The 14,192-nt window shown below is 68.3% G+C and carries 13 protein-coding genes; 6 read left to right on the top strand and 7 right to left on the bottom strand.

Features of this window, described 5'->3' with window-relative positions; all coding sequences use genetic code 11:
• Window positions 1-20: 20 nt before the first annotated feature.
• On the bottom strand, window positions 21-1,529 hold the full coding sequence (locus tag ACZ69Q_RS17875; protein ID WP_471042442.1) for a cytochrome ubiquinol oxidase subunit I: 1,509 nt from the start codon (window positions 1,527-1,529) through the stop codon (window positions 21-23).
• Window positions 1,530-1,671: 142 nt separating this feature from the next.
• On the opposite strand from ACZ69Q_RS17875, the gene ACZ69Q_RS17870 reads away from it, so the two are divergent.
• On the top strand, window positions 1,672-2,091 hold the full coding sequence (locus ACZ69Q_RS17870) for a cyclophilin-like fold protein (protein ID WP_471042439.1): 420 nt from the start codon (window positions 1,672-1,674) through the stop codon (window positions 2,089-2,091).
• A gap of 76 nt (window positions 2,092-2,167) precedes the next feature.
• Here the strand turns inward: ACZ69Q_RS17870 and hisC are convergent, their stop codons facing one another.
• Window positions 2,168-3,247, bottom strand: a complete 1,080-nt coding sequence (gene hisC, locus ACZ69Q_RS17865) for a histidinol-phosphate transaminase (RefSeq protein ID WP_471042436.1) — start codon at window positions 3,245-3,247, stop codon at window positions 2,168-2,170.
• A 452-nt stretch (window positions 3,248-3,699) separates the two neighbouring features.
• Here hisC and ACZ69Q_RS17860 point away from each other — a divergent pair, with 452 nt between their 5' ends.
• From ACZ69Q_RS17860 to ACZ69Q_RS17850, 3 genes are all read left to right on the top strand, one after another.
• Window positions 3,700-4,812 (top strand): LacI family DNA-binding transcriptional regulator, encoded by a 1,113-nt coding sequence (locus ACZ69Q_RS17860; RefSeq protein ID WP_471042433.1) that lies wholly within the window; start codon window positions 3,700-3,702, stop codon window positions 4,810-4,812.
• Window positions 4,813-5,052: 240 nt separating this feature from the next.
• Complete coding sequence (locus ACZ69Q_RS17855) at window positions 5,053-6,129, top strand: metallophosphoesterase (RefSeq protein WP_471042430.1); 1,077 nt, start codon at window positions 5,053-5,055, stop codon at window positions 6,127-6,129.
• Window positions 6,130-6,322: 193 nt separating this feature from the next.
• Window positions 6,323-7,192 (top strand): hypothetical protein, encoded by an 870-nt coding sequence (locus ACZ69Q_RS17850; RefSeq protein WP_471042427.1) that lies wholly within the window; start codon window positions 6,323-6,325, stop codon window positions 7,190-7,192.
• Window positions 7,193-7,309: 117 nt separating this feature from the next.
• Here ACZ69Q_RS17850 and thiC read toward each other — a convergent pair whose 3' ends face one another.
• Window positions 7,310-9,112 (bottom strand): phosphomethylpyrimidine synthase ThiC, encoded by a 1,803-nt coding sequence (gene thiC / locus ACZ69Q_RS17845; protein WP_471042424.1) that lies wholly within the window; start codon window positions 9,110-9,112, stop codon window positions 7,310-7,312.
• A gap of 583 nt (window positions 9,113-9,695) precedes the next feature.
• Between thiC and ACZ69Q_RS17840 the strand changes: the two genes are divergently transcribed.
• Window positions 9,696-11,192, top strand: a complete 1,497-nt coding sequence (locus ACZ69Q_RS17840) for a YibE/F family protein (protein WP_471042664.1) — start codon at window positions 9,696-9,698, stop codon at window positions 11,190-11,192.
• Between the two features lie 273 nt (window positions 11,193-11,465).
• On the opposite strand, the gene ACZ69Q_RS17835 is transcribed toward ACZ69Q_RS17840, so the two are convergent.
• The 4 genes from ACZ69Q_RS17835 to ACZ69Q_RS17820 all read right to left on the bottom strand — a co-directional run bounded on the left by ACZ69Q_RS17835 (window position 11,466) and on the right by ACZ69Q_RS17820 (window position 13,749).
• Complete coding sequence (locus ACZ69Q_RS17835) at window positions 11,466-11,903, bottom strand: SsgA family sporulation/cell division regulator (RefSeq protein WP_062707976.1); 438 nt, start codon at window positions 11,901-11,903, stop codon at window positions 11,466-11,468.
• A gap of 97 nt (window positions 11,904-12,000) precedes the next feature.
• Window positions 12,001-12,861 (bottom strand): IclR family transcriptional regulator, encoded by an 861-nt coding sequence (locus ACZ69Q_RS17830; protein WP_471042421.1) that lies wholly within the window; start codon window positions 12,859-12,861, stop codon window positions 12,001-12,003.
• Between the two features lie 195 nt (window positions 12,862-13,056).
• Window positions 13,057-13,269 (bottom strand): DUF5326 family protein, encoded by a 213-nt coding sequence (locus ACZ69Q_RS17825; protein WP_030957557.1) that lies wholly within the window; start codon window positions 13,267-13,269, stop codon window positions 13,057-13,059.
• A 162-nt stretch (window positions 13,270-13,431) separates the two neighbouring features.
• Window positions 13,432-13,749, bottom strand: a complete 318-nt coding sequence (locus ACZ69Q_RS17820; RefSeq protein WP_471042418.1) for a cupin domain-containing protein — start codon at window positions 13,747-13,749, stop codon at window positions 13,432-13,434.
• 60 nt (window positions 13,750-13,809) lie between these two features.
• On the opposite strand from ACZ69Q_RS17820, the gene ACZ69Q_RS17815 reads away from it, so the two are divergent.
• Window positions 13,810-14,187: a phage holin family protein gene (locus tag ACZ69Q_RS17815; RefSeq protein WP_471042415.1), complete on the top strand. Its 378-nt coding sequence runs from the start codon at window positions 13,810-13,812 to the stop codon at window positions 14,185-14,187.
• Window positions 14,188-14,192: the final 5 nt, after the last annotated feature.

The following is a 14,192-nucleotide window of genomic DNA, read 5'->3' as shown; positions in this document are numbered from 1 at the left end:
GACTGTGCAGCTCCCTCGGCCTAGTACGAGAAGGCCATCGGCTTGTCGGCGTCACGGGAGTCGCCGCCGATCTTCGTGGGCGGGTTCAGGTCGGCCTCCGTCAGCTCGGGCGGGCCGGCCTTGACGTACTTCGCGAGCAGCTTGACCTCGACGACGGCGAGGATGGCGTACAGCGTGGTGAAGACGATCATCGAGGTGAGGACCTCGCCCTGGGAGACACCGGGGGAGACCGCGTCGCGGGTCTGCAGGACGCCGTAGACGACCCAGGGCTGACGGCCCATCTCGGTGAAGATCCAGCCCCAGGAGTTGGCGATCAGCGGGAAGGCCAGGGTCCAGATCGCGATGCGCCAGTACCACTTGGTCAGCTTCGGGCCGAGTGCCTTCTTCGGGAGCAGCACCAGATGCGGCACCTCGTCGTCGCCGACCCTCAGGTGCTGCGGCAGCATGAACTTCTTGCGGGTCAGCCAGAGTCCGACCAGGCCGATGGCGAACGACGTCATACCGAAGCCGATCATCCAGCGGAAGCCCCAGTAGGCGACGGGGATGTTGGGCCGGTAGTCGCCGGGGCCGTACTTCTCCTGCTCGGCCTTGTTGACGTCGTTGATGCCGGGGACGTACGAGGTGAAGTCGTCCTTGGCCAGGAAGGACAGCAGGCCGGGGATCTCTATGGCGACCTTGTTGTGGCCCTTGTCGACGTCGCCGACGGCGAAGACCGAGAAGGGCGCCGGCTCCTCGCCGTCCCACAGGGCCTCGGCAGCGGCCATCTTCATCGGCTGCTGCTCGTACATGATCTTGCCGAGCGTGTCACCGCTGACGGCGGTGAGCAGGCCGCCGACGGCGACGGTGACCAGGCCGAGCCGCAGCGAGGTCTTCATCTCGCGGATGTGCTTCTTGCGCAGCAGATGGAAGGCGGAGATGCCGACCATGAACGCGCCACCCGTGAGGAAGGCCGCCGACAAGGTGTGGAAGGCCTGCGCGAGCGCGGTGTTCTGGGTCAGCACGAGCCAGAAGTCGGTGAGTTCGGCCCGCCCCTTCGCTTCGTTGATCTTGTAGCCGACGGGGTGCTGCATCCAGGAGTTGGCCGCCAGGATGAAGTACGCCGACAGAATCGTGCCGATGGAGACCATCCACATGCAGGCCAAGTGGATCTTCTTCGGCAGCTTGTCCCAGCCGAAGATCCACAGGCCGATGAAGGTGGACTCGAAGAAGAAGGCGATCAGCGCCTCGAAGGCGAGCGGAGCACCGAAGACGTCACCGACGAAGCGGGAGTAGTCGGACCAGTTCATGCCGAACTGGAACTCCTGCACGATGCCGGTGACGACACCCATCGCGATGTTGATCAGGAAGAGCTTGCCCCAGAACTTCGTCGCCCTGAGGTACTTCTCCTTCTCCGTGCGTACCCAGGCGGTCTGCAACCCGGCCGTGAGGGCGGCCAGCGAGATCGTCAGGGGGACGAACAGGAAGTGGTAGACGGTGGTGATGCCGAACTGCCATCGCGCCAAGGTCTCCGGCGCCAAAGCCAGGTCCACGTCGCCGCTCCTTACATACGCTTGTGAAAGCGTTCACATTCACAAGCAATTATGCAGTACGAACATTCCGGGCCCTCACGGGGGGTCCCTCGTTCGGACCAACCCCTTGGCGAGAACTTCAACATATTGTTGAATCGCCAGCATGCAGCCACAGCGACCGCTTCAGATACGGATCTCCTGGCCCTCAGGCCATCTCACCGCGACCCTCGACGACACCCCGACCGCACAGGCCCTCAGCAAGGCCCTCCCTCTCAGCTCCACTGCTCGCACTTGGGGCGAGGAGGTGTACTTCGACACAAGAGTGTCCGTTTCACGTGAAACGGATGCACGACAGGTGGTCGAGCCTGGCACGGTCGCCTTCTGGACCGATGGCGACGCGCTCGCCCTCCCTTACGGACCCACACCGATCTCGCGAGGCTGGGGGTCCCCCAAAACGGAGTTTGGGGGAGAATGCCGCCTCGCGAGCCCGTGCAACATCCTGGGCCGCCTCGACGGCGACCCCCGCTTGCTGGCGACGGTCCGCGACGGCGACCCCGTGCGCGTGGAACTGGTGGACGCCTGACTCTGCCCGCGTGGAATGCGTGGACACCTGACCGCGCCCGTAGAACCCGCCGGCGCCTGACCGCGCCCGCGCAGCCCTAGAGCTCCTTCCGGAACCCTTCCGCCACCTTCAGGAAGATGTCGTTCGCCTCGGTCTCCCCGATCGTCACCCGCACACCCTCGCCGGGGAACGGCCGGATCACCACGCCCGCCTGCTCACACGCCTGAGCGAAGGCGACCGTGCGCTCCCCCAGCCGCAGCCACACGAAGTTGGCCTGGGTCTCGGGCACCGTCCAGCCCTGGGCCCGCAGCCCCTCGCCCACGCGGTTGCGCTCACACACCAGCGACCCGACCCGGCCGAGCAGTTCGTCCTCGGCACGCAGCGAGGCGATGGCCGCGTCCTGCGCGAGCTGGCTCACCCCGAAGGGCACGGCCGTCTTGCGCAGGGCCGCAGCGACCGGCTCATGGGCGATCGCGAAACCGACGCGCAGACCGGCGAGGCCGTACGCCTTGGAGAAGGTCCGCAGGACGCAGACATTCGGACGCTCGCGGTAGATCTCCACCCCGTCCGGCACCTCGGGGTCGCGGATGAACTCGCGATACGCCTCGTCCAGCACCACCAGGACATCGCTCGGCACCCGGTCGAGGAAGCGCTCGAGTTCGGCCCGCTTCACCACCGTGCCCGTCGGGTTGTTCGGGTTGCAGACGAAGATCAGCCTGGTGCGGTCGGTGATGGCGGCGGCCATCGCGTCCAGATCGTGCACCTCGCCCGCCGTCAGGGGCACCTGCACGGAGGCGGCGCCGCTGATCTGCGTGATGATCGGGTACGCCTCGAAGGACCGCCAGGCGTAGATGACCTCGTCGCCGGGGCCGGCGGTGGCCTGGATGAGCTGCTGGGCGACACCGACCGAGCCGGTGCCGGTGGCCAGGTGGGAGAGCGGGACGCCGAAGCTCTCGGACAGCTCGTTCATCAGCCCCGTGCACATCATGTCCGGGTAGCGGTTGAAGGACGCGGCGGCCGCCGCCACGGTCTCCATCACGCCCGGCAGCGGCGGATAGGGGTTCTCGTTGGAGGACAGCTTGTAGGCCACCGGCCCACCGGCCGCGGCGGGCTTGCCCGGCTTGTAGGTGGGGATACCCTCCAGCTCGGCGCGCAGCTTGGGGCTCGTCTCGCTCACCACAGTCCTCCTCGCGACCACCGGCGGCCCATCACCACCGCCGGCTCCAATACTTCTCACCTTATGAGGATTCCGCGCCGATGCGTACAGGTGAGGAGGAGCCGATGCCTGTCGGCGGGGCAGGCCCGTCCGCTGATCACACCTGTCACACCAGCATCAAGGGCATCGTCGTACGAAGGCGTACGAATCGGGGGGCGCGCCGCACATATATCTACGCGCCGGTGGCTCGCGCCGTGGCGCGCATCCCCCGTGAAGGTGAGTTGAGACCTCTTCGAAACATCGGACACTTGGCAGGCCCATGCGCGCCGACAAGTCACGTCCTGCCATTGGATCGTTCAACTCTCTTGCTTTCAAAGGGATCTGACGGTCTATGACCTTGCAGAAACGTGCCTGTCAACGATTGCATATGCGTCCGCACTACCCCACCGCATGAGCCCTACTATCGGCTCGCCATGACAGCAGCAGGGAAGCACCAGGTGAGCCGCGCGGAAACCTCACGTCGAGGCAGTCGGCCCAGTCGGGCGGGGATCAGAGATGTGGCGGCCGCCGCCGGGGTATCCATCACGACCGTCTCCGACGCCCTCAACGGCAAGGGCCGGCTCCCCGACGCCACCCGACGCCATGTCCGCGAGGTCGCCGACCGGCTGGGCTACCGGCCCTCGGCCGCGGCCCGAACACTCCGAACCGGCAAGTCAGGTCTCATCGGCCTTACCGTGACGACGTACGGGGATGAACCTTTCACCTTCACCGAGTTCGCGTACTTCGCCGAGATGGCCCGCGCGGCCACCTCGGCCGCGCTCGCCCGCGGCTACGCCCTCGTGATCCTCCCCGCGACCTCACGCCATGACGTGTGGTCGAACGTCGCACTCGACGGAACGGTGGTCATCGACCCGTCCGACCAGGACCCGGTCGTCAGCGAGCTGGTGAGACAGGGTCTCCCGGTCGTCTCGGACGGGCGCCCCGCCGGATCGCTTCCGGTCACCGCCTGGGTCGACAACGACCACGAGGCCGCCGTGATGGGCATCCTCGACCACCTGGCCGACGCGGGCGCCCGCCGGATCGGTCTGCTGACCGGCACCACGACGGACACGTACACCCACCTGTCGACCACGGCGTATCTGCGCTGGTGCGAACGGGTCGGACAGGACCCGGTGTACGAGGCCTACCCGGCGCACGACCCGTGCGCGGGCGCCGTGGCCGCCGACCGGCTGCTCGCCCGGCCCGACCGGCCCGACGCGGTCTACGGACTGTTCGACCCGAACGGCACCGATCTGCTCGCCGCCGCCCGCCGCTACGGCATGCGCGTACCGGACGACCTGCTTCTGGTGTGTTGCAGCGAGTCCACGGTGTACGCCAACACCGAGCCGCCCATCACCACGCTCTCGCTCAAGCCGCGCCGGATCGGCACGGCGGTGGTCCAGCTCCTCATCGACGCCATCGAGGGGGTCGAGTCGGACCAGCCGGTCGAGCAGGTGATACCGACGGAGTTGATCGTGCGTACCTCGTCCCAGCGACGCCCGCCGCGCACGACGGTCAGTCCGCCGCGGTCTCCCGAGGAGCGTTAGGCGGGCGTCGAAGCAGGGCGCAGCCTGGTCGGGGGGCGGGCAGGGCGAGGTCGTCGAGTGGTAGAAGCCCTGCCCAATCGGGGCGAAAGCCGCAGTGAACAGGGGTCCTGCTCCGATTCACCACCCCTGGGTCATCACATGGCGCGATCGGCATTCCTATGATGGGCCCACGACACCGCGGGCCGCTGCGACCAGGCAGTCCGATGCGGTGCAGATGCGGCGCGATGGTGGAGGGGTCTGATGACTCAGGGGGCCGGTCAGGGACCTGAGGTGGAGCGCACGGCGACGTTGCGCGACTTCCGGGTACCCGCGTACGTCCACGAGACCGGTCCGTACGGCCACAGCACGCACCCGGGCGAGGTCGCCCCGCCCCTCGAGGAAAGCCATCCCGAGGGGTACACGCCCACGCAGCGCGACCTGCCGGTCATCAATCGCGGCGACACTGTTCAGGTGCATGTCGACCCCGCCTCCCTGCCCGCGCAGCAGCCGACTGGCAGCGCCGGTGCGCTGTTCGTCGTCGGCGACGTGCACGGCTATCTCGACGAGCTGGTGGCCGCTCTCCAGGAGAAGGGCCTGATCGACTCGGCGGGGAACTGGTGCGCGGGCACCGCACGGCTGTGGTTCCTCGGCGACTTCACCGACCGCGGCCCGGACGGCATCGGCGTCATCGACCTCGTGATGCGGCTGTCCGCCGAGGCCGCGGCGGCCGGCGGCTACTGCAAGGCCCTCATGGGCAACCACGAGCTGCTGCTGATCGGCGCCAAGCGCTTCGGCGACACGCCCGTCAACTCCGGCGCGGGCACCGCCACCTTCCAGGCGGCCTGGCTGCTCAACGGCGGCCAGAAGACCGACATGGACCGCCTCCAGGACCACCACCTGCAGTGGATGTCCCGGCTGGACGCCATGGAAGAGGTCGACGGGCATCTGCTCGTGCATTCGGACACCACCGCCTATCTCGACTACGGCGACTCGATCGAAGCGGTCAACGACACCGTCCGCGAGACGCTCACGCGCAACGACGCCGACGAGGTCTGGGATCTCTTCCGCAAGTTCACCAGGCGCTTCTCCTTCCGCGACGAGGGCGGTCCGGACCATGTCCGCTCGCTGCTCGATACGTACGGCGGCACCCGCATCGTTCACGGCCACAGCCCCATTCCGTATCTGCTGGGCGAGGTCGGCTCCGAGGAGGGCGAGGACAGCACCGGGCCCCTGGTCGAGGGACCGCACCTCTACGCCGAAGGGCTCGCCATCGCCATGGACGGCGGCGTGACCATGGCCGGAAAGCTGCTGGTCCAGCAACTTCCCCTGGATATCTGAACGTTCACCGGGCAGACGTCCCCCCATCACGCAGGGATGGAGGACGGCGCAGGCCAGGGCCCAATTTTGGCAAACCCCCTGTCACCGTGTGCCGTCACCGCTCTACCATCGGCTTATCCGTAGCAGGCTCCCCTCCGTTTCTGCCCGACGGCTCGTTGGCATGCGAGCCCCAAGCCCTACGGAGCATCGGGGGATGCACATGAACAGCGTTCCGCAGCACCTGCACAGCGAGGACCGCCAGGAGTACGAGCGGATCCTCGACGAGGCGCTGCGCTCCGCACCACACCGCCCGGAACTGGCCGCTGTGGGACAGCGGCTCAACCCCGAACAGCTGCGCACCATGGCGCTGAACGCCACCGCACTCATCACGGCGGCCGCGGCGACCGAGTACCAGCACTACGTGAAGGTCCGCGAGGAACTGCGCCAGCCGGCGCCGTCCACCCCGTCGTCCACCCGCGAGTCCGGCTCCACCGAGTCGGGCACGGGCGCGATGGGGCTCGCCACCACCATGGGAGAAGTCGCCGAGACGGCCGGCCCCGGCGTCGTCGCCGTGGTGGCCGTCCTGGCACCCGTCCTCGCGGGTACCGCCGCGGCGATCTTCCTCCTCGTCGGCTACATCCTGAAGATGTTCAACCCCGAGCCGGCGTTCGCCCAGACGATGCTCACCACCGGATGGGTGTTCGGCGCCATCGCGGCGGCCGCGATCCTGGTCGCCGCCGTCGGACTCCTGCTCACCGCCCTGCGCAACCGGCCGGCCTTCGATTCCGGGCCGTACGGCGAACTGAGCGAAGAGGTGGCCCGGGCCAAGGAAGTCTGGCGCGAAGCCCTGCTGGAGCGCGGTGTCCTGCCTTTCCTACGGGAGGCACTCGCCGACCCCGGCACGGCGGCGGCCCTGCACCGCACGCCGCCGACGACACCGGCCGGCCGTATCCCGAACCTCGGCTACGACCGTCCGGGTTTCAGCAGCCCGGACAACGGTGCCGTCCCGAGCCCGCGTCCGAGCTACACGAGCCCGGACTACACGAGCCCGGACTTCGGAGGGCCCGAACACCAGCCGGAGTAGCCCCTCGGCTTGCGCCCCCGCCGTGAGAAGGCCCCGTGAGGGGACCTCCTCCTCGGCGAAACCCCCGGGGAGACCTCCTCGGGGAGGCGCAAGCCGAACAGCCGGCACTACGCGACGTCAGTCCGCGATCGGCAGGTACACCCGGTTACCCGCCGCGGCGAACTCCTGCGACTTCTGAGCCATGCCCTCCTCGATCTCCTCCCGGGATCCGCCATGGGTACGGCGGATGTCCTGGGAGATCTTCATCGAGCAGAACTTCGGCCCGCACATGGAGCAGAAGTGGGCCGTCTTGGCGGGCTCGGCCGGAAGGGTCTCGTCGTGGAACTCCCGTGCCGTGTCCGGGTCCAGGGCGAGGTTGAACTGGTCCTCCCACCGGAACTCGAAGCGGGCGTCGGACAGCGCGTCGTCCCACTCCTGCGCACCCGGGTGCCCCTTGGCGAGATCGGCCGCGTGGGCGGCGATCTTGTAGGTGATGACGCCGGTCTTGACGTCGTCGCGGTTGGGCAGGCCCAGGTGCTCCTTGGGCGTGACGTAGCAGAGCATGGCCGTGCCCCACCAGGCGATCATCGCGGCACCGATACCGGAAGTGATGTGGTCGTACGCCGGCGCGACGTCCGTGGTCAGCGGGCCGAGCGTATAGAACGGAGCTTCATCGCAGATCTCCTGCTGAAGGTCGATGTTCTCCTTGATCTTGTGCATCGGGACGTGGCCCGGGCCCTCGATCATGGTCTGTACGTTGAAACGCTTGGCGATCTGGTTGAGTTCCCCGAGCGTCCGCAACTCCGCGAACTGCGCCTCGTCGTTGGCGTCCGCGATCGAGCCGGGCCGCAGCCCGTCGCCGAGCGAGTAGGTGACGTCGTACGCCGCGAGGATCTCGCAGAGCTCCTCGAAGTTCTCGTACAGGAAGCTCTCCTTGTGGTGCGCCAGGCACCACGCCGCCATGATCGAGCCGCCGCGCGAGACGATGCCGGTCTTGCGGTTGGCCGTGAGCGGGACGTACGGCAGGCGCACGCCCGCGTGGACGGTCATGTAGTCCACGCCCTGCTCGGCCTGCTCGATGACCGTGTCCTTGTAGATCTCCCAGGTCAGCTCCTCGGCGCGGCCGTCGACCTTCTCCAGCGCCTGATAGAGCGGCACCGTGCCGATCGGCACGGGGGAGTTGCGCAGCACCCATTCACGGGTCGTGTGGATGTTGCGGCCGGTCGACAGGTCCATGACCGTGTCGGCGCCCCAGCGGGTCGCCCAGGTCATCTTCTCGACTTCCTCCTCGATGGAGGAGGTGACCGCGGAGTTGCCGATGTTGGCGTTGACCTTCACCAGGAACCGCTTGCCGATGATCATCGGCTCGATCTCCGGGTGGTTGACGTTGGCCGGCAGCACCGCCCGGCCCGCGGCGATCTCCTCGCGGACCACCTCGGCAGAGACGTTTTCCCGGATGGCCACGAACTCCATCTCGGGTGTGATCTCGCCCCGGCGGGCGTAGGCGAGCTGCGTGACCGCCTGGCCGTCACGGCCGCGACGGGGCTGACGCGGACGTCCGGGGAAGACCGCGTCGAGGTTGCGCAGACCGCCGCGCGGCGAGGTGTGCTTGATCCCGTCGTCCTCCGGACGGACGGGACGACCCGCGTACTCCGCCGTGTCGCCGCGAGCGATGATCCAGTTCTCCCGCAGCGGGGGAAGCCCCCTGCGGACGTCCGTCTCGGCCACTGGATCGGTATACGGGCCCGAGGTGTCGTACAGCGTGACCGACTGCCCGTTGGTGAGGTGCACCTGGCGGACCGGCACCCGCAGATCGGGGCGTGTGCCCTCGACATACGCCTTGTGCCAGCCGATGGACTTCCCGGCCTCCGGGGACGTTTCGCCCTGAATGGGCCGTTCGTCCTGGCTGGAGGCAGGCGTGCGCGCGTCCTTGATGGTCATGAGACCTACTCCCTACGCCGGCATTACCCGGTAACAGGTTCGGCGGTCGACGCAGCGGTATCCGTCTGCCGACGTTTCGTGTGAAACATCACTCGCGATGGGTGATGTTTCATGTGAAACATCGCTGGGACGGAGGTCAGCGCCCTCTCAGCCCGGTGCTCCGAGCTCCCGCGTGTACAAAGGTGGCACCACGCTAGCGTCAATTCGGGCGCGGTGAACAGAGGGCCCCCACCGTTCTTGCGATGATCGGGCGGTGACCACGACGCATGAACCTCCGTACCCACCGCCCGATCCGCCCCGCGGCTCGGGCTCCGGAAACAGCCCTGCGCGCGGCAACGGCCGTACGGACGGCCGGGGTTCGGGCGTCCCCGGAGGCAGATACGACGGTGGATTCGGCCACGGTTCCACGGGCGTCCCCGACGGTCGCACGGCTGAAACCGGCGGTTGGCACGAGCACGACCTCCGCCCCGGCGGAATGCAGGAGCCGCGGGGCGAAGCCGGCGACTGGCATGAACCCGGCCCTCGCCCTGGTGGCCCGCACGAGCACGGGAGCGGAGTCGGCGGCCCGCAGGATCGTGGACACATCTCCGGTGGCCCGTACCGGCAAGGACCTGGTCCGGGGGATCGTCCCGGCCCCGACGCCGGTGGTGGCCATGGTCACGGCCACGGATCCGGCGGCGGGCAGAGCGGTGGCGGCGGTGGCAATGACGGCCATGGACATGGGCCCGGGCAGGGCCACGGACACTCTCACAGCCACGCCCACGGTCCCGCGGCTCCCGTCTCCCGGCATCTGCGCAAGGTCATCGCGGCGGTTCTGATCCCGTTCGCCGCCGCGGTGGTGGTGGGTCTCGTGGTGCTGTGGCCGGGAGGTGCCCCGGGGCACGAGCGCACCGGTGTCGGCTTCGACCGGCAGACGCAGCAGGCCACGGTCACCAAGGTCGTCGAGCTGAGCTGCAAGGCCGCGGGCGCCTCGGGTGTGCCGCCGACCGGCGGCACCTCCACCGCCGAAGGTTCCTCCGCGGTGCAGCAGGACAGCGGCACCTGCAAGAAGGCGACGATCCGGGTCGACACCGGCGACGACAAGGGCCGTACGTTCACGGAGATCGTGCAGCCCGACCAGTCGCGCCAGTTGCACCAGGGCCAGGAGGTCGTGGTCGCCTACGAGCCTTCCGCGCCCAAGGACCTCCAGTACTCGGTCACCGACGTGAACCGGCGCGTTCCGCTGTCGGTGCTCGCCGGCATCTTCGCCATCGCCGTCGTGGTCGTCGGGCGGTTGCGGGGCGTCATGGCGCTGATCTCGCTGGCCATCAGCTTCCTGCTGCTCAACTTCTTCATCCTGCCCGCGATCCTCCAGGGCTCGAACCCGCTGGTCGTGGCGGTGGTCGGGTCGAGCGCGATCATGCTGGTCGCGCTCTATCTGTGCCACGGCCTCTCGGCCCGAACATCGGTCGCGGTGCTCGGCACGCTCATCTCGCTGCTGCTGATCGGCGTACTCGGCTCGGTGTTCATCGACTGGGCCGCGCTCACCGGCAACACCGACGACAACACCGGCCTCATCCATGGGCTGTATCCGTCGATCGACATGAGCGGTCTGCTGCTCGCAGGCATCATCATCGGCTCGCTCGGTGTCCTCGACGACGTGACGGTCACCCAGACCTCGGCGGTCTGGGAGCTGCACGAGGCCAACCCCGCGATGGGCTGGCGCGGGCTGTACCGGGCAGGCATCCGCATCGGCCGCGACCACATCGCCTCCGTCGTCAACACACTCGTCCTCGCCTACGCGGGCGCCGCGCTGCCGCTGCTGCTGCTCTTCTCGATCGCGCAGAGCGGTGTGGGCACGGTCGCCAACAGTGAGCTGGTCGCGGAGGAGATCGTGCGCACGCTGGTGGGCTCCATCGGTCTGGTCGCGTCGGTACCGGTGACCACCGCCCTCGCGGCGCTGGTCGTCTCGGCCGACCGGCCGGAGACGGGCTCGGCGCCCGTCGGCGCCCACCCGGTCCCTGCGGGCGCCCAGCCGGGCCAGGGAGGCGCTCAGCCGGGGCCCAGGCCCGGCGGCCGTGGCCGCCGGAGGAAGCGGTGACGCGGGGGCGACAGGGGGCGCGGTAACGGCGACGGGGCCGCCTGAAGCAGTGCGGGGCGAAGAGGCGGAAGCCGTGCCCACGGAGGACTCAAGCAGCGCCGGCGGCGGGCGGACAGCCGAGGCGGTGCTCCCTGGAGAGCTCCAAACCGCTGCGGCCGACTTCGCCCATCCGGCGGAGCGCAAAGCAAACCCGGCACACAAGGAGCGCTCCCGCGCGCCCCTTGCGCACCGCTGAAGCGTTACGCCACCCCTCCACGGCACCGATGTAACGCTTCAGCCGGCGCTCTGCTCTTCCGCGAGGATGCGGTCCAGGGCCTCGTCGAGGTGGGCGTCGAAGTCGGCGAGAGCGCCCTCCTGGCCGAGCGGCACCAGCTTGTCGGTGCGGTCGAGGAAGGCCACCAGCGGCGCCACGGAGGAGCGGAACAGCGCCTGGTCGGCACCGACCTGAAGCCGGATCAGCACGTCCCCCAGCGTCTCGGAACCGGCAGGTGAGACGCGTACATCACCCTCCCCGCACGGCCTGCCCACCCCGTCCACCAGCAGCTCCCGGCCGAAGGCCCAGGTCACCGGGGCATCCCCGGGCAGGTGGAAGGTCAGCCGTACCGCGTAGGGATCACAGGTCTCGTAGCGCAGCTCCACCGGGATGCGGAAAGAGAGCTCCTCGGACACGAGAAAGCTCATCATGACCTCTGCCTGTACGGACTCTCGCATCGCCTACCCCGTCGGTTGCCTTCGACTGGCCGGGACCGGACCCCAGGCCTGGTGGAATCTTGCTGAACGTACACGAGAGATCACAAGGAGTGAGTTTTCAGATACTGATAGAGATCGCCAGTGACCCCAGGAGCCGCCCGACCTCCTCCTGGAGCTGGCGCGCCGCCGACAGCAGCCGGTCGGACTGCTCGACGGGCAGAGAAATGGCCATCGTCGCGGCCGTGGTGCCCAGCGTGATCGGGATCGCCGCGCACACCGTGCCCAGCGCGTACTCCTGACGCTCGATCACCGGCTCCATCCGCTGCACCCGCTCAAGGCGCCGGAGCAGCGATCTGCTGTCGCGCACCGTGTACGGGGTGATGGACTGCACAGGGTGGCGATCCAGGTGGTCGCGACGGGCGTCCTCGTCGAGCTGGGACAGCAGGCACTGGCCGATGGCGTGGGCGTGGCCGGTTTCGCGGAAGTCGGCCCATTCCTCGACCGCCGGGTTGCCGGGGGTGTCGGAGACGCACACGACCTCGATCTCGCCGTCGCGGTACTGGGCGTAGTACACGGGGACGCCGATGGCATCGCGGCACTGGGCGAGCGCGTCGGCTACCGTGCTGCGACGTTTCTGCTCGGCTCCGCTGCTGCTCAGCCGCACCGCCGCGTCGCCGAGGAAGAACAGCCCTTTGTCGCGGCGCAGATAGCCCTCGTGCACCAGCGTGCGCAGAAGGTGGTACGCCGTGGGCAGTGCCAGGCCCGTCTCGCGGGCGAGCTGCTTGGCGGGAGCGCCGTACTCGTGCTCGGCGACGCGTTCCAGCAGGCGCATCGCGCGCTGGACGGATCCGATGAGCGTCGCGGAGTTCGGCGACTCGGAGGGTTCCGGCGAGGCCTGCCGCGGCACCTGGGGTACGGAGGAGCGCGGCCGGGCCGGGGGTGAGTGGAGGTCCGATGGTGCGGTGTCTACCTTGGCCAAGGGTCACTCCCGAAGCGCGAGGGGGGCAGCCCGTGCGGGAACACGGGTGGGGTGTACGCCGCTCGCGGGGTCGGTCCCCGCGTCGATTTCCGGACTCTATTGGCCCGCGACCGCCCACGGTCGCTCTGTCCGGGAAACTTCCCTCGCCCGAGGGAACCGGTGATTCCTGTTACCGCCCCCCGGTCCCCACGGCCCTCACCAGTCGCTGCGTGACGAAGAGCTCGACATGAACTTCCGTACGACGTAGATCAGTCCGCCGACCAGTGCGACGAAGACCAGCAGCTTGAAGAGCAGTCCGATCACGAATCCGACCACGCTGGCTATCAGTCCGCCGAACACGACCAAGGCGATGACCGGCACCGCGATCCACTTCACCCACCACGGCAGTCCTGCGAAGATCTCACGCATCGCCCTCGTCCTTACCTCTGCGCCCGTCCTGTGCCGGGTCCTGATTTCCGCGAATCTGCTGATTCCCTGCACTCGATGCTAGGGCGGGCAGGTGCCCCCGCGGGGGCCTCGCAGCCCTTGTCCTCCCCTGATCGAACCCCTAGGGAACCCCGAGACCGAAGGTCAGCTCTCGGGCGGAGAGAACATCACCAGCACCCGCAGATCCTCGCTGATGTGGTGGAACTTGTGGGCGACCCCGGCCGGCACGTACACGACGCTGCCGCGCGCCACGTTCGTGGTCTCCATGCCGACGGTGATCTGGGCACGGCCGCTCACAACGAAGTAGACCTCGTCCTGGTTGTGCGGCTTCTGTGGATCGTGGTCGCCGGCGTTGAGCGCGTACAGGCCGACCGACATGTTCCGCTCTCGCAGAAACTGCAGGTAGGCGCCCTCGTTGGCGGCGCGCTCCGCCTCCAGTTCGTCCAGCCGGAATGCCTTCATCGCTGTTGTCCGCCCTCATCCCAGTGCTCGTGGCCGATCTCGTCTGCCACGATCAGACACATGAAGAATTTCGTAGTCAAGACGATCGCCAACGCGGGCGCCCTGGCGGTCGCCGTCTGGCTGCTCGACAAGATCACTCTCACCGGTGACAGCACGGGCAAGCAGATAGGCACCCTGCTCATCGTCGCGCTGATCTTCGGCCTGGTGAACTTCCTGGTCAAGCCGATAGTCAAGCTCTTCAGCCTGCCTCTGCTCATTCTGACGCTCGGCCTGTTCACGCTGGTCGTCAACGCGCTGATGCTGCTGCTGACCTCGTGGTTCGCCGACAAGCTCGACCTGAGCTTCCATGTCGACGGCTTCTGGACGGCCGTGTTCGGCGGCCTGATCATCTCGATCGTCTCCTGGGCGCTCAACCTCGCCCTGCCCGACGGGGACTGAGGACC

The organism is Streptomyces sp. NPDC036764 (assembly GCF_055609385.1).
Note: the sequence above shows the minus strand (reverse complement) of the source record. Positions and strands in the feature narration are given on the sequence as shown.